The organism is Rhodococcus sp. NKCM2511 (assembly GCF_014905595.1).
Classification (GTDB): domain Bacteria; phylum Actinomycetota; class Actinomycetes; order Mycobacteriales; family Mycobacteriaceae; genus Rhodococcoides; species Rhodococcoides fascians.
The window spans coordinates 1,349,443-1,368,477 of record NZ_BNHJ02000001.1; the positions used below are offsets into that span (position 1 = coordinate 1,349,443).

Sequence of the window (19,035 nt, forward strand, 5' to 3'; positions counted from 1 at the left end):
CGAACGCCAGCAGGAGCTTCTGGCCGAGCCGCCGACCATCCGTCAGGTGGACCTGCTCGCAGTCAAATCCCTGTTGACGGTCTGATCCACGAACGTCAGCAACTGGATTCTGCTGATACCAGAAATGACTGGACGTGGCTGACATGATCGAAGACATGATTGTCACCCCGTCCGTCGAACAGTTCCGTCGATTGGCACAGTCGTCTCCGTGGCGGTGGAGAACTGTCGAGCTCGCATTCGTGCGCGCCGGTCACACATCTCCGGTGCACGCATGGATTCGACGCCCGGGTTATCTTCGCGTGGAGAACGCCGCTGGTGAAGTCGTCGAATTATCCTCCGCGGCAATCCCGTTCGACGGGAGGGCAGCTGTGTACTCGAACGGAGCCGATGCCGACCGTCCCAGTGCACTGTGGGCATCGGATACGACACCGGTGTTCGACGCCGATGGGCTGGTGTCGGCGTTACCATCGGAAACGGATTCGTGGTTCGTGGACTGGGACGATCCGTTCTACGAGAACTACCAGTGGATCGCGATGCTCAACCCGATCGAACTCACTCGTTCACCGCACGACCATTCGTCCGCCGCGACAGGCACCGCCATATCCGAGGTCGAGCTTGTCGAGCACGGCGGCCGTCAAGCGTGGGAGGCCACCGTCTGCACCACTTCGGAGTACGACGCCCGATGCGAATGCTGCGCGTTACTGAGCGGGCACTACGACTTCGATACCGGGCACTGGATTCCCGGGCCGCCGGTATCCGTGAGACTCGACGTACAGACCGGAATCTGTGTCTATGTCGGTCCGACCACGGAGGGTCCGACCGATGACTGCGACATCGACGTGACGATCCTCGCCGTCGACGAAGCTATGGACGACAGCATGTTCGTGCGGGGCGGCCGCAAGTAATTCGGTGTCGCCCCATGCTCGGACACCGATGGCATTGTCACACTGCCATCGGTGTCATCCCGAGGATCATCAACACCGAACCGATTGTCGCTCCCCTTCTCGCCTGCGGCCGGTCCGACATGGCCACGAGAGTGGTTGCTGCAAGCCAACACACGAGTACGATCGCCGGCCCCCAAGGCAGTTGCGTACTGCTCGCTGCGTGGTGGTGACCCAGTGACGAAACCCCTGAGGTGCCCGAGCTCGGCATCGCCAGCAGCAGCGCGCCCATGGCGGTGAGGTCGACGGTGCACAGTCGTCTGGCTCGACTGCCGTTGGTACACCCCACCATGTGGAACGCCTGGCCCAGTAATCCGAGGGCGGCGATCAGGTAGATCCACTGCGGCACATGGGCCACCACCATGACCACCATCAGGACGGCCATGGAGCCGTGCGCGATCGTCATCGAACGTGACATCGCGCGCTGCGTCACCAGAGGGAGAAATGCGCCGACAGCGCCGGCGGCCATCAGCGCGTCGGCGGCGCTCACTGGGCCAGCTCGCCGGGTTCGTGCTCGACCGCCCGAGAAGCCTCGGTCGATCGTGAACGGCGAGTGGAGATACCCCGCAGCAGACCTGCGACGAAGAATCCCACAACGATGAGCAGCAGGATCGCAGCGATCGTGGACGAACCTCCGATGAGCAGAGTGAAGTTGTCGAGGACGAGCCCGAGAACGACGAGGAGCCCGAGGGTTCCGAGCACGGGGGCGATCTTCGTGTGCCACGTCCGCGAGTCGACTCGGGTTCGGGCGAAGAACGTGTAGATCGCAACTCCGGTGAGGATCATCAGCACCAGAATGCTCACTGTTGCCAATCCGGACATCCAGGTGAACAGCTGAAGTATCGGGTCTGCGCCCGCGAATGCGAACACTCCGACCACCAGAACGGCCGAGAGAGTCTGGAAGATCGAGCCCACATGTGGCGATCCGTGTCGGGCATGTGTCCGCGCCAGTACTTTCGGCGCTGCGCCTCGTCTTGCCAGCGCGAAGACGTACCGTGAGATCGCGTTGTGGAAGGCGAGTAGTGCTGCGAAAAGGCTTGTCACGAGCATTATTTGGATGATGTCCGACCACGTCGCTCCGAGGAACTGTGCGGCCGCGGCAAAGGTGAGACCCGCCGGATCCGCGGCGGCCGCGTCGGCGACCGAGTTGCTACCGAATGCCAGCACGACCGCCCAACTCGACACCGCGTACACGGCTCCGATGACGATGACCGCGGCGTACGTCGCGATCGGCACCGTCCGCTTGGGGTCCTTGGCCTCCTCGCCGTAGATCGCGGTCGCCTCGAATCCGATGAACGACGCGATCGCGAACATCAGCGCGATTCCAGGAGATCCGGACAGGAACGCGTCCGGCGTGAACGACTGGACGTCGATACCGTCGGCACCGCCCTGAGCGAACACCGCCACCGACAACGCCAGCACGATACCGATTTCCAGTACCAGCAGAACACCGAGAACCTTCGCGCCCAGATCGATGCTTCGGTAGCCGAGCACCGAGACGATGCCGATGAGCACCAGCGCCCACAGCCACCACGGTAGGTCCGGGCCGCCGTAGGAAACGACGAGTCCCTGCAACGTGGACGCCGCCAGTCCGTAGATTCCCGCTTGTATTGCGGTGTACGTCAGCAATGCGAGTCCCGCCGCTCCGAGACCGACGTTTTCGCCCAGACCCTTTCCGACGTATGCGTAGAACGCGCCGGTGTCGGTCATGTGGCTGCTCATTGCCGCGTACCCCACGCTGAACACCAGCAGCACCACTGCCGCGACGATGTACGCCATGGGCGCACCCGCGCCGTTGCCCGTCGCGATCATGATGGGCAGTGCACCGCCGATCGCGGTGAGCGGAGCCGCGGCTGCGATCACGAGGAAGACGATGCCGACAACGCCGATCGAGCCCTTCAGCTTTCCGTCTCGTGTGTCAGACATGGGAGCTTCCGTTCGTAGAATGGCACGGGGTGCTCGACGGCGCACAGTGTGCCGAGGTCGAGGCGGGGACGTCGAGCGTCGGATTCCGGTCGAAAAAGCCGACCGGCTTGAGTTTGAAGCCGGTGTAGTCGACCGGCATGATCGGCCAGTCCTCCGGTCTCGGGAAGTGGGTCAAGCCGAACGTGTGCCATACGACAATGTCCTTGCCCTCGATGTCCCGGTTATCGGCCACGTAACTGGGCAGCCCTGCTCCGCCGGAATGCTGATTCACGAAGTCTCCCGACGCGTAGCGCTCGGCCGCGTCGAACTGCGTGACCCACAGGTGTTTGGTGGCGAAGGTGGCACGTTTGGCGATGGACGAATTGTCGTCGGCGAGCAGCAATGGCTGACCTTCCGGATGCAACACGTATGCGACAGGCTTACCGAGTCGGTTGAGTGAATCCGGGTTACTGATGTGCCATACACGTCCCGTGGATCCGTTCGCGCAGCGAGCGGCCTCGGCCTCGGTCGTCAGTGGAGTCGTGGACAGAGCAAAAGCGTTGCCGTGCGGGTTGTCCGGGCCCATCGGGACGCGTCTGGTCTCGACTTCCTCCACCGAGTTGACGGCACCGTCGACCATCATGTCCAGCCGCGCGCTGAACAGGTGCTGATGGCACGGAGCGCCGAGACCCGGGGCGATCTGCGAGGAGTACGGGTAGTCGTCTCCGAGATGACCGGAGGTGAACACGACACCGGTTGCCTTGACCTCGAATTCGATGGTGCCGTCGAGGTACAGGTACCAGAAGAAGCCGTAATCGTAGTTGCCGATGGTGGTGAAGAACGAAATGACCAGTCTACGTTGACGTCTCGTCTCATTCGAACCGGCCCACAGGTCGGTGTGCTTCCACAGGATGCCGAAGTCCTCTTCGTGCATGCAGACCGCGTTTCTCAACGTCTGCGGATTACCCAGCTCGTCTGCGATGACGACGTCGAAGTACGTGATGTCGCCGACGCAGTCACACCCGAGCTCCAAGGCATTGGCGTACCTGCCGACGAGGTACTCACCAGTATCGAAATAGTTCTGCCAGGAGCGGACCGGTGATGGATCACCGTACGGAACAACCATTTCCGCGATCGATGCGCGGTGAATGATCGGCCTGGTCGCCCCTTTGTCGTCGAAGCCGATCTGATGCAACACCAGGCCCTCTCGGGCGTCGAAACCGACGCGAAGGCTCCACTTCTCCCACTCGACGAGATTACCGGTGACCTCGAAACTCGGCCCCTCAGGCTGGGTGATCTCGATCGGCTTCTGCGTCGTGCGCATCGGACCGGTGACCTCGGGATCGGTGAAGTTGCCCGACTCCTCGGGGATCGGCACCACTCCGGTGTCGAGCACCTTTTCGACCGTCTTGTTCATGACGTCGACGAACCCGACCAGGCCGTCGATGGGATGCGCCCATGCGTGATCCGTCGGGTAATCCTGGCGAAATGCCAAGCCTCGCAGGATCCTTCGCCCTTCCTCGCCGGGGTAGTCGAAGACGCCGGCCGACAACGGTGCCACTCGGACGTGGTCGACATCGAGACCACGGCGCTCGAGCGCAGCCAACCATTCGGGATCGGTTCGCAGCGTTTCTTCGACGAGTCCGAATTCCTCGTCGAGTACCGGCATCTGGCCGTCACGGATTGCGTCGAGAGTCACCGACGACACGACCGCTCGCTCGGTGACCGATACGACGACGTCGACGGCGTTCGGCGTGGAGACGTCGTGCAGCAAGGCACGAAAGCGGCGGTTGATACCCGCCGCAGTGGGGTACAGCTCCGACTTGAGCGGCTCCTCCAGACCGACATAGACGAAGCGGGTGTGCTCACCCAGCAGTCCTGCGTCATCGAGGACGGCACGTACGTCCGCGATCTCTTCGGCGGTGGGCAAGGCCAGAGGGTGATCGATTCTTGTGGGAGAAAGAGTCGGCATGAACAGTCCTCGAGTAGGTTGGTTCTACATACGTTGGAAAAAAGATGTGACGGACGCTACACCTGTGGGTAACGGCTGTACAGATCACATTCGAAAGACGATCCGAAAAATTTCTGGCATCGAGCCAGTGAGCGCGGGCGCTAGGAACGCAGCAGCGCGAGGAAGTTGTCGAGCATCGCCAACTGCATCTTCGCAGAACTCTCCGATGGAGTGAGAACACCGAGGAGCTGTACGCCCATCATCATGCCGAGCAACTGCTCGATGACGACCGCGACATCGATGTCGCCGACCTCGCCTGTCGCACGTGCATCCTCGAGGTGACCGGCCATCTGCCCACGCCACAGACTCAATGCACGGCGATTGATCTCGTCCATCCGCTCGTCGTACATCGCCCGCTGAAACAGAGAGATCGCAATACGGGCTTCGAGCAGCGTCTCTTGCGTCGTCGGCATGATCTCCCGACAGAAGATGCGAAGCGCGGCGAGACCTTTGGCGTCACGCATTCGCGCGTCGATCCGGGCGTTCGTAGCCTCGAAGACGAGCTCGAACGAGGTTCTGAGAATCTCGTCCTTGCCTGAGAAGTAGTGACTCAGCGCGCCGTTCGTGTAGCCGGCTTCGGTAGCGATGTCGCGCATGTTCGCGGCGTCGATCCCCTTTGCCGCGATCAGCCGCCACGTGGCCGCAGCGATGGCTCGCCTGCGTTCATCGTGGTCGACCAGCTTGGGCATGAGGCCACGGTAACGGCTCACCGGGCGGGCCCGACGCTCCGGTCGACGGTCGCAAGTCTCGACTCACGCTTTACCTCCTCTCGGTGAACGGTTCGTTGTTCTACGCCCGTTGAAAGAAGATTGCTCCTCCTGCGTTACGAATCCTCGTTGGCGCTGTGAATTTCGCGTTACCGGATCCTCACTGCGATCACACGTTGTGGGGGTCCGAGACCCCCACAACGGCGTGTCTAGTCTGCGAAGGGTGACGGGGTCAGTGTGTATTTGGTCTGCAGATACTCATGGATGCCTTCGGCTCCACCTTCACGTCCGAGACCCGACATCTTCCAGCCACCGAACGGTGCCGCGGCGTTGGACACCACACCGACGTTCAGTCCCATCATTCCGGTCTGCAGACGCTCGATCATGCGCTGACCGCGACGGAAATCCTCGGTGTAGACGTACGAGACGAGCCCGTACTCGGTGTCGTTCGCCAGTGAGACTGCCTCGTCGTCGGTATCGAAAGTCGCGATCGCGAGTACCGGACCGAATATCTCCTCATGCAGGATTTCGCTACCCGGGGCAACGTCGGTCAGAACCGTAGGGGCAAAGAAAGTCCCGGGCCGATCGATCGCTGCGCCGCCGGTGGTGACCGTTGCGCCGCGCTGCACGGCGTCGGTGACCAGCTCCTCGGCCTTGGCCACGGCCTTGCCGTCGATGAGCGGACCGATCGTCACCCCGTCCTCGGTACCTCGCCCGACGCCGAAGGCGTCGACTCGTTCGGTGACTCGCCGGGCGAACTCGGTTGCTATCGAACTGTGCACGATGAAACGGTTTGCCGCCGTGCAGGCTTGACCGATGTTGCGGAACTTCGCGGCAATGGCTCCGTCGACGGCCTTGTCCAGATCGGCGTCACCGAAAACCACGAACGGGGCGTTACCGCCGAGCTCCATCGAGGTACGGAGAACCCCGGTGGCGGCCTGACGCAGCAGAGCCTGACCGACGGGAGTCGAACCGGTGAACGACAGCTTCCGCAATCTGGGGTCGGCAATGATCGGGCCGGATACCGCCGACGAGGACGAGGTGGTGACCACGTTGACTACGCCGTCGGGCAGGCCTGCCTCCTGCAGAATTTTCACCAGGAGCAGAGTCGTCAACGGAGTGAGCGCAGCCGGTTTGACCACGACAGTGCACCCCGCAGCCAGAGCAGGGGCAATTTTACGAGTTGCCATGGCCAGGGGGAAGTTCCACGGCGTGATGAGAAAACACGGACCGACGGGATGCTGAGTGACGAACATCCGCCCGGTGTTCTCCGGGTTTGCGCCGTACCGACCCTGGACGTGGGTGGCCTCCTCGCTGAACCACCGCAGGAACTCGCCTCCGTACGCCACCTCTCCCCTGGCCTCGGCCAACGGTTTGCCCATCTCGATGGTCATCAGGAGCGTAAAGTCCTCCTTTCGAGCCTGCACGAGGTCGAAAGCACGTCGCAGAATTTCGGCTCGCTCACGCGCGGGGGTCGACGCCCACGAGTCGGCAGCGGCGACTGCCGCATCGAGCGCAGCCATCCCGTCCTCGGGGGTGGCGTCGGCGATGTCACGAACGACCTCCCCCGTTGCCGGATCATGTACCGCCAGAGTTGTGTTCGAAGACGACCCGCGCCAGTGTCCCCCGATGAACAGTTCGTTCGGGACGGAGTCGAGGAGCTTCTTCTCGAGATCGGTCATACCAGTTCCTTCGGGGTGGAGGCCGTGGTGCGCGGCAGCATGTTTCCGGCGAAGAACGTCGCCAGCTCGTCGGTTGCGCTGAGTGGAAGAACCTGTGCCACATACTGATCGGGCCGGACGACCACGATTGCGCCGTCGCGATCGATTCCGCGCTCGGTGAAGATGTCGGTACTGGGATCGGTGGCGAAGACCTTCTCGTAGTCGACGAGTCCGAAAGGACCCCCGACGGGGAGGTACACGGGATTCACCGCGCCGATATCGACCGAGGCGTGGTCCTGCTGGTAGATCACCTTGACGTCGAAGAAACTGTCGATGTCGGTGCCCTGCGGGGTGAACCGCACGATCGGCGAATCGGGTGATTCGATGAGCCACGACGACAATTCGGTCAACGCCACGCTGGCCGAGTGAAGGCCGGCGGCGGCCGCGTCAGCGAAAACGTAGATCCGCCAACGTCCGTCTGCACGGTGATGATGACCGAGATGCATCGGATTGGCATCGCATACTCGCACCACCGGTGCCGACTTGAAACGCTTGCCCACCGGAAATCCGGTGGCCAGATTCTGATGGGTGGTATCGCCGACGATCATCGACGGCCGGTACTCGGTCATGAAGCCGGCCGGGAATTCTCCGGTCTTGACGTAGAACTCTTCGAGCTCGGACGGATTGTCGAAGTCCTCCGGGCGCTTCGCCATCATGGCCGACCACTGTTTGTCGAAGTCGATCAGGTTCTGCGCGATGACCTGGCGTTCGGCGGTATAGGTTGCGAGCAGGCTCTCGGGCGCGCGGCCTTCGAGTACGTGCCCGAGTTTCCAGCCGAGGTTGAACCCGTCCTGCATCGACACGTTCATTCCCTGACCCGCTTTGGCGCTGTGGGTGTGGCAGGCATCGCCGGTGATGAAGACATGCGGCATACGCACCCCGACCTCGTCGGCCGGTACATCGTCGAAGCGGTCGGTCACGCGGTGGCCGACCTCGTAGACGCTATGCCACGCAACATTTTTCACATCGAGGGTGTAGGGATGCAAAATCTCGTTGGCCTGCGCGATGATCTGGTCGATGCTGGTCGTGCGCACCTTGCCGTTGTCGTCCTCGGCAACTTCCCCGAGGTCGACGTACATGCGAAACAGGTGACCACCCTCGCGTGGAATGTGCAGGATGCTCCCGCCCGAGCCGGACTGGATGGCGCACTTGAGGCGAATGTCGGGAAAATCGGTGACAGCAAGAACGTCCATCACACCCCAGGCATGGAACGCTTTGTCTCCGACCGGCTTACATCCGATCGTGTCGCGCACGGCGCTGCGTGCACCGTCGGAGCCGACGACGTATTTGGCGTGAACCGTTCGCTTCTGCCCCACCTGATCGCCGCCGGTGTGCTCCAGTGTGACCGTGACCGGGTAGTCGCCATCCCCGATCTCCAGAGTGCAGAATTCGTAGCCGAAATCCGGCTTCATTCGAGTAGGCGACAGAGCCATGACCTCGGCGAAGTAATCCAGGACGCGAGCCTGATTGACGATCAGATGAGGGAATTCACTGATGCCGGTTGCGTCGTCGGGCGTCCGCGCAGTGCGCACGATCTTCGAGGCATCCTCGGGATCGGGCTTCCAGAAGGCCATTTCGGTAATTCGATATGCCTCTGCTGTGATGCGATCCGCAAATCCGAACGCCTGGAAGGTCTCGACACTACGAGCCTGAATCCCGTCGGCCTGTCCTATCGCAAGACGTCCCGTGCGGCGCTCGACGATGCGCGTCGTCACGTCGGGAAACTGGGAAAGCTGTGCGGCGGTCATCATTCCTGCCGGACCGGTGCCGACGATGAGCACATCGACGTACTCCGGAAGCTCGTCCGGCCGGTCGATACCGGTCCCCGATGCTTGCTGGACGCGTGGGTCACCGGATACGTAGCCATGGTGGTGAAATTGCATTGCTGGACCTTCGCCGATTCTCTCGTGTGCTCGAGTGCTGTGTAGCACCGACGGTATTTATTGCGATCTGCGTCACTCATCGTATACGATCTGAGATATGATGCAAGGGTCGCAATCGAGGAGGAACATGAAGACCGAGAGCCACGATGCTGCCGTCATCGAGTCGAACAACTCACTGACCAGGCCCGGGAAGATCGTCGCGGTGCATCTGAGCTATGCATCACGAGCCGATCAGCGCGGTCGCCGCCCGGCTCATCCGTCCTACTTCCTCAAGCCGACAAGCTCTGTGGCGTCGACGGGCGACACGGTCGAGCGGCCGGCAGGCACCGAACTTCTCGCTTTCGAGGGCGAAATCGCCCTGATCATCGGGTCGACAACGCGATGGGTAACGACAGAGAACGCCTGGAACCACGTCTCGGGCATCACGGCCGCCAACGACTTCGGCCTCTACGATCTGCGCGCCAACGACAAGGGATCCAACGTCCGCTCCAAAGGCGGAGACGGGTACACACCCCTGGGACCCGACGTCATCGACGCGCGTTCGGTCGACCCGACTGCACTGCGAATCCGGACGTGGGTCAACGGAACCGTGGCCCAGGACGACACCACGGCCGGCCTCATCTTCTCGCTGCCCCAGCTGATAGCCGACCTGTCGCAGCACTTCACCCTCGAGCCCGGCGACGTCATCCTCACCGGTACACCCGCCGGCTCGTCGGTCGTCGTTCCCGGCGACGTCGTCGAGGTCGAGGTGAGCACGATCGACGATTCGTCGTCGACCGGCCGGTTGATCACAACAGTCACCCAGGGCGAGAACGATTTCGACCCAGGGCTCGGCTCTCTGCCGGCGGCAGACGATGCGCAGCGCGAGGACGCGTGGGGCTCGGCCGAGGCGGCCGGAATCATCCCGCCTCGAACAGGTTTGAGCCCCCAGCTACGAGACAAACTGACCCGGGTACCGGTGGCGGGTCTGTCGGCCCAGCTTCGTAAGCGGGGACTGAACAACGTGTCGATCGACGGTGTTCGCGCACTGAATACCGGCGACAAGATCGTCGGAACGGCCAGGACACTGCGGTTCGTACCCAACCGCGAAGACCTGTTCGTCTCCCACGGCGGCGGCTACAACGCCCAGAAACGAGCGTTCGACGCCGTGAACGACGGCGAGATCATCGTCATCGAGGCCCGCGGCGAACTCGGCTCCGGCACTCTGGGTGACATCCTCGCCCTGCGGGCCCGATCCCGCGGCGCCGTCGGCGTCGTGACCGACGGAGGAGTCCGCGATCGCGACGCCGTAGCCGAGATCGGCCTCCCTGTGTTCGCCGCGACCGCCCACCCCGCAGTGTTGGGCCGCCGCCACGTCCCATGGGATTTCGACCTGACCGTCGCCTGCGGTGGAGCGACGGTACAGCCCGGCGACGTCATCGTCGGCGACAGCGACGGGGTGATCGTGATTCCGCCGGCGTTGGCCGAGGAAGTGGTCGACGAGGCGCTCGCTCAGGAAGAGCAGGACGCGTGGGTTGCCGACCAAGTCGCGGCCGGACATCCACTCGACGGGCTCTTCCCACCGAATGCGGAGTGGAAGAGCAAGTACGAGCAGTGGCGTATGGATCAGGGAGTTTCCCAGTGACACAGAGCAAATCGCAGGCCGCCTACCACTACATCAAGGACCGGATAGCGCGGCAGGAATACACGCCCGGCTACCGCCTCGTACTCGGCTCGATCGCGAAGGATCTCGACATGAGTGTCGTTCCGGTTCGTGAGGCGATCCGACAACTCGAGGCCGAAGGTCTGGTGACGTTCGAGCGGAACGTCGGTGCCCACGTGTCGATGGTGGACGACACCCAATATCGCTACAGCATGCAGAGTTTGAGCATTCTCGAGGGCGCTGCCACTGCCATGGCCGCACGCCGATTGTCGGAGGACGACATTCGGAAAGCCCGTGCCGTGAACGAACGCATGATCGAGTCCCTCGAGCATTTCGATCCGCACCTGTTCACGTCGCTGAACAAGGAGTTCCACCAAATTCTGTTCGCGAAATGCGTGAACCCGCGAATGCTGACACTCGTCGAAGCCGAGTGGGGCCGTCTCGGACACTTGCGCGCATCGACGTTCGCGTTCGTTCCCGGTCGCGCACGTGAATCGGTGCACGAACACGAAAACATCGTGCGGCTCATCGAAATCGGTGCGCCCCTCGGCGAAATCGAGAAGGCGGCTCGACGACACCGATCCGCAACGCTCGACGCTTACCTGGTCCACGAGCACCCCGACGAAACCATCGGCCTACCGGCCTACTGAGTCAGATCAGACAACCGATCCCGATATTGGAGCATTCATGACGAACACTGTCGCCGAACAGGCACAACGCCACGTCCCCACCGACCTTCCCAGCAAGATCCAGCACTACATCGGCGGTGCGTTCGTCGATTCGATCGACGGCGACACCTTCGACGTTCTCGACCCGGTATCCAATGAGGTCTACCTGCAGGCCGCCGCCGGCAAGAAGGCCGACATCGACCGCGCTGTCGAGGCCGCCAAGAAAGCCTTCAAGGAAGGCCCGTGGCCGCGCATGCTGCCGCGCGAGCGCTCCCGGATCCTCCACCGCATTGCCGACATCGTCGAGTCACGCGACGCCCGGCTGGCCGAACTCGAATCCTTCGACTCCGGCCTGCCCATCACCCAGGCACTCGGTCAGGCTCGCCGCGCCGCCGAGAACTTCCGCTTCTTCGCAGACCTCATCGTCGCTCAGGCCGACGACACCTACAAGGTCCCAGGACGGCAGATCAACTACGTCAATCGCACCCCCATCGGGGTCGCCGGCCTCATCACCCCGTGGAACACCCCGTTCATGCTCGAATCGTGGAAGCTCGGCCCAGCACTGGCCACCGGCAATACCGTCGTCCTCAAGCCCGCCGAGTTCACTCCCCTGTCGGCATCGTTGTGGGCGGGCATCTTCGAGGAAGCCGGCCTCCCCGAGGGTGTGTTCAACCTTGTCAACGGCCTCGGCGAAGACGCAGGCGACGCGCTCGTCAAGCACCCCGACGTTCCCTTGATCTCCTTCACCGGCGAATCCAGCACGGGTCAGCTCATTTTCGGCAACGCCGCGCCCTTCCTCAAGGGCCTGTCGATGGAACTGGGCGGAAAGAGCCCGGCGATCGTGTTCGCCGATGCCGATCTCGAAGCAGCAGTGGACGCCACGATCTTCGGTGTGTTCTCCCTCAACGGGGAGCGCTGCACCGCGGGCAGCCGCATCCTCGTCGAACGGTCCATCTACGATGAATTCGTCGAACGCTATGCCGCACAAGCAAAGCGCGTGAAGGTGGGCTACCCGCACGATCCCTCGACCGAGGTCGGCGCGCTGGTACACCCGGAGCACTACGACAAGGTGATGAGCTACATCGAGATCGGCAAGACCGAAGCCCGCCTCGTTGCGGGCGGCGGCCGGGCCGAAGGCTTCGAGCAGGGCAACTTCGTGACCCCGACGGTGTTCGCCGATGTCGCACCCGACGCCCGCATCTTCCAGGAAGAGATCTTCGGACCGGTCGTGGCGATCACTCCGTTCGACACCGACGACGAAGCTCTCGAATTGGCCAACGGTGTCAAATACGGTCTCGCAGCATACGTCTGGACCAACGACCTCAAGCGCTCGCACAACTTCGCCCAGGCCATCGATGCCGGCATGGTGTGGCTCAACTCCAACAACGTCCGCGACCTACGCACCCCGTTCGGTGGGGTCAAGGCTTCTGGGCTCGGGCACGAGGGTGGCTACCGCTCCATCGACTTCTACACCCAGCAGCAGGCCGTGCACATCACGCTCGGCGAGGTACACAACCCGACCTTCGGCAAGGCCGACTCAGCCAAGCACTGACGCAGACAGCACCGACTCCCTTCACCTTTCGACAAGGACCATGACATGACCATCACCCCCGATGCCCCCGAGCCCGTCGTGACGCGCACCAGCCCGATCCGCTCGGCCGACCCGGTTCCCACCCCGCGGGCCACTCCCCCGGATGTATTGCGCTGCGCCTACATGGAATTGGTCGTCACCGACCTCGAGCGTTCACGCAAGTTCTACGTCGACGTGCTCGACCTCGTCGTGACCGAGGAAGACGAGAACGCCGTCTACCTTCGCTCGTTCGAGGAATTCATCCACCACAACCTGGTCCTGCGCAAGGGCCCTGTCGCCGGTGTAGCAGCGTTCTCCTATCGGGTACGCAGCCCGGAGGATCTCGACAAAGCGGTCGCGTTCTACACCGAACTCGGCTGCCGCGTGGAGCGAAACCCCAACGGGTACAACAAGGGCATCGGTGATTCGGTGCGCGTCGAGGATCCTCTCGGCTTCCCGTACGAGTTCTTCTACGACGTCGAGCACGTCGAGCGGCTCGCGTGGCACTACCACCTGTACACCCCGGGCGCGCTCGTGCGTCTGGACCACTTCAACCAGGTGACCCCCGACGTCCCCCGCGCCGTGGCGTACATGGAGGATCTCGGCTTTCGCGTCACCGAGGACATCCAGGACGAGGCCGGGACGACGTACGCGGCCTGGATGCGTCGTAAGTCCACTGTGCACGACACCGCGATGACCGGGGGCGACGGACCACGGATGCACCACGTTGCCTTCGCCACGCACGAGAAGCACAACATCATCGCGATCTGCGACAAACTGGGCTCCCTGCGGATGTCCGACCACATCGAGCGCGGACCGGGACGGCACGGCGTCTCGAACGCCTTCTACCTCTACCTCCGCGACCCGGATGGCCACCGCATCGAGATCTACACCCAGGACTACTACACCGGCGATCCCGACAACCCGGTCGTCACCTGGGACGTGCACGACAACCAACGCCGCGACTGGTGGGGCACCCCGGTGGTCCCCAGCTGGTACACCGACGCCTCGATCGTCCTGGATCTCGACGGCAACCCCAAGCCGGTCATCGCGCGGACCGACGATTCCGAAATGGCCGTCACCATCGGGGCGGACGGCTTCTCGTACACCCGCAAAGAGGACACCGACGAGATGCCGGACTGGAAGAAGGGCGAGTTCAAGCTCGGCGCACAGCTGTAGTAACGACTCATTCCCCTACGGCACAGGAGAATTCATGCTCCCCCCGAACACCATCACGGCCATCGCCGACCAACTCGAAGAAGCCGAACGGACGCGGACGATGATTCCGCGGCTCACTGCTCGCTATCCCGACATGACCTTCGAGGATTCGTACGCAGTGCAGAACGAGTGGCGTCGACGCAAGGTCGAGTCCGGTCGACGCCTGGTCGGCCGCAAGATCGGTTTGACGAGCAAGGTGATGCAGGTCGCGACCGGCATCACCGAGCCCGATTACGGCGCGATATTCGACGACCAGGTTTTCGACAACGGCTCGGTGATCGAGCACGAGCGCTTCTCCAATGTGCGGATAGAGGTCGAGCTCGCCTTCGTTCTCGGTAGGCCGTTGGCCGGTCCGACCGCGACGATCTTCGACGTTCTGAAGGCAACCGAGTACGTCGTGCCGGCTCTCGAGATTCTCAGTTCGCGGATCGAGATGGAGGGCCGCACCATTGTCGACACCATCAGCGACAATGCCGCACTCGGCGCGATGGTCTACGGCGGCAACCCCACCGACCCCTCGACTGTGGACATGCGGTGGATATCGGCGTTGCTCTATCGGAACGAGACGATCGAAGAGTCCGGCGTCGCCGCCGCGGTGCTCAATCATCCGGCGACGGGCGTGGCGTGGTTGGCCAACAAGCTCTCTCAGCACGGCGACCGGCTGGAGGCCGGTGAAATCGTGTTGGCCGGCTCCTTCACCCGCCCGATGTGGGTGCACCAGGGCGACAGCGTGCTCGCCGACTACGGACCGATGGGAACGATCTCATGCCGCTTCGACTGAACAAGACCTTCCGGGAGGCGTTGGCGGAGGCGGACCGGCCGCTGTACGGCGGCTGGATCACCACCGGGTCGCCGGTGGCCGCCGAGATCATGGCCGGCTCGGGCCTGGACTGGGTGCTCATCGACATGGAACACGCACCCAACGGCCTCGAATCCGTTCTCGCCCAGCTGTATGCGGTCTCCGCTTACCCTGTGACGCCGGTGGTGCGGGTACCCGTCGGCGACGCGGTGATCATCAAGCAAGTCTTGGATCTGGGCGCTCAGAACATCCTGGTCCCGATGATCTCGACGGCCGATCAAGCGCGCGAGGTGGCCCTCGCGGCACAGTACCCACCGGTGGGGCGGCGCGGCGTCGGTAGCGCGCTGGCACGATCGGCCCGCTGGAACCGGGTCGAGGACTATCTGGCGGACGGAGCCGATCACGTGTCCGTCTTCGTCCAGATCGAGACGGCCGAAGGGGTATCCAACGCAGCGGCTATCGCGGGAACGCCGGGGATCGACGGCGTCTTCCTCGGACCCAGCGATCTGTCCGCCTCGATGGGACTACTCGGACAGCAGAACCACCCCGACGTCGTGGCCGCAGTGAACGATGCGTTCACGGCGATCGCATCCACCGGAAAGCCGTTCGGAGTCAATGCTTTCGATCCCGACCGTGCCGACTCCTACGCCGAGGACGGCGCGCAGTTCCTGCTCGTCGGTGCCGACGCCGCAATCTTGGCGCGGGGTTCCGAGGCCCTCGCTCAGCGCTACATCGATCCATCGGCGCACAGCGCGCGCGCCAGCTACTGATCCTCCAACCCAGTTCGCCGTCGAAAGGACAGACAGTGACCATCACATTCGATTCGCTTCTCAGCGAGATCACCGATCCGAACGGACGCGAGATCCTCGACCCGGCAACCGGGGACGTCGTCGGTAAAGCCCCTGTGGAGGGTGTCGAGGTGCTCGACGCCGCGATCGCCCGCGCCAAAGCAGCACAGCCTGCGTGGGCGGCGCTTACCGACGAGGACCGCACGGCGCGCCTGCTCCAGGCAGCCGATGCCATCGATGCAGCCACCGAGCCTCTCGCAGAATTACTTTCACGTGAACAGGGCAAGCCACTGAACGGACCCAATGCGCGGTTCGAGGTCGGTGCCTGTGCCAACTGGCTGCGTGCCACCGCGGCAACCGAACTCCCCGGCCGCACCCTCCTCGACGGTGACGACGGCAACGCCGAGATGTACTACCGTCCGCTCGGAGTCGTCGGGGCAATCGGACCGTGGAACTGGCCCATGATGATCACCGTCTGGCAGATCGCTCCCGCATTGCGGATGGGTAACACCACCATCGTCAAACCGTCGGAATACACGCCGTTGAGTGTGCTGGCGCTCGCCACTGTTATCAACTCGGCGCTACCCGAGGATGTGCTGACCGTCGTCGCCGGAGAGGGAGACCTGGGCGCACGCCTGTCGTCGCACCCCGACATCGACAAGCTGATGTTCACCGGGTCCACCCGCACCGGCCAAGCGATCATCAAGAGCTCCGCCGACACGGTCAAGCGGCTCACCCTCGAGCTCGGTGGCAACGACGCCGGCATCGTGTTACCGGATGTCGATCCCAAAGCCATTGCGCAGGATCTGTTCTGGGGTGCCTTCATCAACACCGGACAAACCTGTGCCGCCCTCAAGCGCCTGTACGTGCACACCGACGTCTACGACGCGGTCTGCACCGAACTCGCGGCAGTCGCGGAGGCGATGCCGATGGGCCGCGGTCTGGATGAGGACAACGTGTTGGGCCCGTTGCAGAACAAGGCGCAGTACGACATCGTCGCGAATCTTGTCGAGCGCGCCCGCGAATCCGGTGCCACCATGCTGGTCGGCGGAAACCCGGACGCCGACGCCCCCGGGCACTTCTACCCCACGACTCTGGTGTCGAACATCGACAACGACAACGCTCTGGTGACCGAGGAGCAGTTCGGCCCGGCCCTACCCATCGTTCGATACGAAACAGTCGACGAGGCAATCGAACTCGCCAACGGCCTCGATGTCGGACTCGGAGCTTCGGTGTGGAGTTCCGACCGCGATGCTGCCCGAAAGATAGCCGCTCGGATTCAAGCCGGCACGGTATGGATCAACAGCCACGGTGGCGTACACCCGATGGTTCCGTTCGGCGGCATCAAGATGTCCGGCTACGGCCTCGAATTCGGCGTCGACGGACTCAAATCGGTCTCGGCACCACAGGTCATCAACGGCTGATCGAACCGCATCGGCGTGCTCGGCCGGGCACGCCGATGCCGGTCCGATACCGTGGGACGGTGACCGCCGACTCCATCGACCCCACTCAGCTCGACTTCATGTCGTTCGTCGAGTTCGCCGTCGAGAAGGCGTCCACGGAACTCGAACAGGTCGATCCGGTTGCCATGCGGTTGGTGCTCGAGCTGCATCGAGTCACCGGTGCCGTGGTCTACGACCTGGAATCGAGTGTTCATCGCCCCAGTGGCTGGACATGGTCGGGTTTCCGAGTGTTGTTCGTTCTGTGGCTCGTCGGGCCGAGCGAATCGAAGCGCATCGCAGAGCTGGCAGGCATCAGCCGCTCTGCCACGTCCGCTCTGGTCAAGACCTTGATCAAGGACGGTCTGGTGGAATCGGAACGGTCCATCACCGACGGCCGAGCCCTGACCGTCTCGCTGACAGAATCCGGGCATTCCGCCATCACGGACACTTTTGCGGCTCACAATCGTCGTGAACAACTCTGGGCCGATGCTCTGACAGGCGAAGAACGCCAGATTCTCACCGGCCTTCTGCAAAAGCTGGCCACCGCGATCGACCAGGACGGCATCAAGCGGCGCTGACCGCTCGCCTACGGAGCAAGTGTTCCGCATCTACCCTCGCCGCACGCTCAGCATCACGAAAACCGTTCCGACGCAGGGCGTAACAGACACCTCGCGGATTCGATTCGGCGCGCAGTTCCGACAGATATGTCCGATTGCTGTTTCCAGCGTGTTTCACGCGTAAACAAATCGATCAAACCCTTGATTATTTGCCCACGATCCGTCATAGTTGTGCCACGGGTCACAATCGACCATCTGTTCAGTTTGCGCGGTGATCACCCGCCGGTCACCGAACACGACGCGCCGTCACCTTCGAGAGGTATGAAATGAAGACTGCAACAACACCGTTCAGCTGGAGCAAAGAAGACTGGGCTCCGCTCACCGAAATGGCCGACGGCTTCGACGAGTACCTGCCCGACCTCAGCCGGGCACTCGATGGCGAGGAGATCGTGCTGGACGCCCGGTACCTCGACGGCGGTAGCGACTTCACTCTGTCCCAGAAATTCTCCAGTTCGGCAGTCGAGTGGGCCGTGTTCGAGAACGGCACCGAGACCGCGCGCGGAACCGACAGCTACGAGCTGTTCGAGATGCAGCCCGGACTGTTCTACATCCACTACCTGCGGGCCGGGGAGGATCACCCCGTAGCCTTCAGCGCCGCGATCGACACCGCCAGCGGACAGGTCACCGGAGCGATCGGCGAACTCGGACTCGACCCCCGACCTGAAGCCGCGCGCCAGCAGTGGTTCCAGGGCCAGATCGCTGGATCCGGTGCCACGCCCGAGGACGCGCACACTGTCACCGACGAGCTGATCGGACGCCGCGTCCGGTACGCATACAGCGGTGAGGACGTCTACGACCACGTCTACCTGAACGAGAACATCTTCACGTGGCTGTGTGTCGGCGGTACCGAGCTCGGAGTCGGTGACACCGAACGCTGCACCTACTTCAAGCTGCGCGACAACACGTACCTCTTCTCTTGGCTGGAAAAGAACCTGGGCGTCGAAGGCATGGTTCTCATCGACCTGGCGGCCCACCGCACGGTCGGCATCCAGTTCGCCCTCGATCAGTACAGCGGAGAACTGGTGAATCTCACGATGGGCTCCTACGCCCAGGAATTCGAGCGCACGCCGTCGATCGACGCTGCGCGTCCGGGCCCCTCGGCCTGATCGCTCGTTTTCTTACG

16 protein-coding genes are annotated in these 19,035 nt (G+C 63.0%); 10 read left to right on the plus strand and 6 right to left on the minus strand.

The window, feature by feature from the left end:
• Positions 1–143: 143 nt before the first annotated feature.
• A complete protein-coding gene (locus JLZ96_RS06050; RefSeq protein ID WP_236254069.1) occupies positions 144–905 on the plus strand; it encodes a hypothetical protein in 762 nt (253 codons plus the stop codon).
• Between the two features lie 37 nt (positions 906–942).
• Here JLZ96_RS06050 and JLZ96_RS06055 read toward each other — a convergent pair whose 3' ends face one another.
• The 6 genes from JLZ96_RS06055 to JLZ96_RS06080 form a co-directional block, all read right to left on the minus strand.
• The gene (locus tag JLZ96_RS06055; RefSeq protein ID WP_201009653.1) at positions 943–1,431 is read right to left on the minus strand and encodes a hypothetical protein; all 489 of its coding nucleotides are present in this window, start codon (positions 1,429–1,431) and stop codon (positions 943–945) included.
• Positions 1,428–2,867: an APC family permease gene (locus JLZ96_RS06060; RefSeq protein WP_201009654.1), complete on the minus strand. Its 1,440-nt coding sequence runs from the start codon at positions 2,865–2,867 to the stop codon at positions 1,428–1,430. Before JLZ96_RS06060 ends, JLZ96_RS06055 begins: the two co-directional genes overlap by 4 nt.
• Positions 2,860–4,818: a primary-amine oxidase gene (locus tag JLZ96_RS06065; protein WP_201009655.1), complete on the minus strand. Its 1,959-nt coding sequence runs from the start codon at positions 4,816–4,818 to the stop codon at positions 2,860–2,862. The genes JLZ96_RS06060 and JLZ96_RS06065 overlap by 8 nt, the downstream gene beginning before the upstream one ends.
• A 140-nt stretch (positions 4,819–4,958) precedes the next feature.
• Positions 4,959–5,546: a TetR/AcrR family transcriptional regulator gene (locus JLZ96_RS06070; RefSeq protein ID WP_032393386.1), complete on the minus strand. Its 588-nt coding sequence runs from the start codon at positions 5,544–5,546 to the stop codon at positions 4,959–4,961.
• Positions 5,547–5,773: 227 nt separating this feature from the next.
• Positions 5,774–7,246 carry an NAD-dependent succinate-semialdehyde dehydrogenase gene (locus JLZ96_RS06075; RefSeq protein WP_201009656.1) on the minus strand — a complete coding sequence of 491 codons (1,473 nt, stop codon included), beginning with the start codon at positions 7,244–7,246 and terminating at the stop codon, positions 5,774–5,776.
• Positions 7,243–9,168 carry an FAD-binding monooxygenase gene (locus JLZ96_RS06080; RefSeq protein WP_201009657.1) on the minus strand — a complete coding sequence of 642 codons (1,926 nt, stop codon included), beginning with the start codon at positions 9,166–9,168 and terminating at the stop codon, positions 7,243–7,245. The genes JLZ96_RS06075 and JLZ96_RS06080 overlap by 4 nt, the downstream gene beginning before the upstream one ends.
• A gap of 127 nt (positions 9,169–9,295) precedes the next feature.
• Between JLZ96_RS06080 and JLZ96_RS06085 the strand changes: the two genes are divergently transcribed.
• From JLZ96_RS06085 to JLZ96_RS06125, 9 genes are all read left to right on the plus strand, one after another.
• A complete protein-coding gene (locus JLZ96_RS06085) occupies positions 9,296–10,792 on the plus strand; it encodes a fumarylacetoacetate hydrolase family protein (protein ID WP_052053759.1) in 1,497 nt (498 codons plus the stop codon).
• On the plus strand, positions 10,789–11,460 hold the full coding sequence (locus tag JLZ96_RS06090; protein WP_032385579.1) for a GntR family transcriptional regulator: 672 nt from the start codon (positions 10,789–10,791) through the stop codon (positions 11,458–11,460). The genes JLZ96_RS06085 and JLZ96_RS06090 overlap by 4 nt, the downstream gene beginning before the upstream one ends.
• 37 nt (positions 11,461–11,497) lie before the next feature.
• Positions 11,498–13,030 carry a 5-carboxymethyl-2-hydroxymuconate semialdehyde dehydrogenase gene (gene hpaE, locus JLZ96_RS06095; RefSeq protein ID WP_032393251.1) on the plus strand — a complete coding sequence of 511 codons (1,533 nt, stop codon included), beginning with the start codon at positions 11,498–11,500 and terminating at the stop codon, positions 13,028–13,030.
• A 45-nt stretch (positions 13,031–13,075) separates the two neighbouring features.
• Entirely contained in the window at positions 13,076–14,227 is a 1,152-nt protein-coding gene (gene hpaD, locus JLZ96_RS06100; protein WP_057473875.1) for a 3,4-dihydroxyphenylacetate 2,3-dioxygenase, read from the plus strand.
• A gap of 34 nt (positions 14,228–14,261) precedes the next feature.
• Positions 14,262–15,047, plus strand: a complete 786-nt coding sequence (gene hpaH / locus JLZ96_RS06105) for a 2-oxo-hept-4-ene-1,7-dioate hydratase (RefSeq protein ID WP_094693319.1) — start codon at positions 14,262–14,264, stop codon at positions 15,045–15,047.
• Positions 15,032–15,835 (plus strand): HpcH/HpaI aldolase/citrate lyase family protein, encoded by an 804-nt coding sequence (locus JLZ96_RS06110; protein WP_094693317.1) that lies wholly within the window; start codon positions 15,032–15,034, stop codon positions 15,833–15,835. The genes hpaH and JLZ96_RS06110 overlap by 16 nt, the downstream gene beginning before the upstream one ends.
• A 35-nt stretch (positions 15,836–15,870) precedes the next feature.
• Positions 15,871–17,277 (plus strand): aldehyde dehydrogenase family protein, encoded by a 1,407-nt coding sequence (locus JLZ96_RS06115; protein ID WP_094693315.1) that lies wholly within the window; start codon positions 15,871–15,873, stop codon positions 17,275–17,277.
• 59 nt (positions 17,278–17,336) lie between these two features.
• Positions 17,337–17,873, plus strand: a complete 537-nt coding sequence (locus JLZ96_RS06120) for a MarR family winged helix-turn-helix transcriptional regulator (protein ID WP_032393384.1) — start codon at positions 17,337–17,339, stop codon at positions 17,871–17,873.
• Positions 17,874–18,178: 305 nt separating this feature from the next.
• On the plus strand, positions 18,179–19,018 hold the full coding sequence (locus tag JLZ96_RS06125) for a MoaF C-terminal domain-containing protein (protein ID WP_094693313.1): 840 nt from the start codon (positions 18,179–18,181) through the stop codon (positions 19,016–19,018).
• The last annotated feature ends 17 nt before the right edge of the window (positions 19,019–19,035 follow it).

Excerpts from the sequence above, each read along its gene's own strand:
- JLZ96_RS06050 (WP_236254069.1), top strand. The coding sequence starts at position 144 with ATGATCGAAGACATGATTGTCACCCCGTCCGTCGAACAGTTCCGTCGA.
- JLZ96_RS06060 (WP_201009654.1), bottom strand. The coding sequence starts at position 2,867 with ATGTCTGACACACGAGACGGAAAGCTGAAGGGCTCGATCGGCGTTGTC.
- JLZ96_RS06065 (WP_201009655.1), bottom strand. The coding sequence starts at position 4,818 with ATGCCGACTCTTTCTCCCACAAGAATCGATCACCCTCTGGCCTTGCCC.
- JLZ96_RS06070 (WP_032393386.1), bottom strand. The coding sequence starts at position 5,546 with ATGCCCAAGCTGGTCGACCACGATGAACGCAGGCGAGCCATCGCTGCG.
- JLZ96_RS06075 (WP_201009656.1), bottom strand. The coding sequence starts at position 7,246 with ATGACCGATCTCGAGAAGAAGCTCCTCGACTCCGTCCCGAACGAACTG.
- JLZ96_RS06080 (WP_201009657.1), bottom strand. The coding sequence starts at position 9,168 with ATGCAATTTCACCACCATGGCTACGTATCCGGTGACCCACGCGTCCAG.
- JLZ96_RS06085 (WP_052053759.1), top strand. The coding sequence starts at position 9,296 with ATGAAGACCGAGAGCCACGATGCTGCCGTCATCGAGTCGAACAACTCA.
- hpaE (WP_032393251.1), top strand. The coding sequence starts at position 11,498 with ATGACGAACACTGTCGCCGAACAGGCACAACGCCACGTCCCCACCGAC.
- hpaD (WP_057473875.1), top strand. The coding sequence starts at position 13,076 with ATGACCATCACCCCCGATGCCCCCGAGCCCGTCGTGACGCGCACCAGC.
- hpaH (WP_094693319.1), top strand. The coding sequence starts at position 14,262 with ATGCTCCCCCCGAACACCATCACGGCCATCGCCGACCAACTCGAAGAA.
- JLZ96_RS06110 (WP_094693317.1), top strand. The coding sequence starts at position 15,032 with ATGCCGCTTCGACTGAACAAGACCTTCCGGGAGGCGTTGGCGGAGGCG.
- JLZ96_RS06125 (WP_094693313.1), top strand. The coding sequence starts at position 18,179 with ATGAAGACTGCAACAACACCGTTCAGCTGGAGCAAAGAAGACTGGGCT.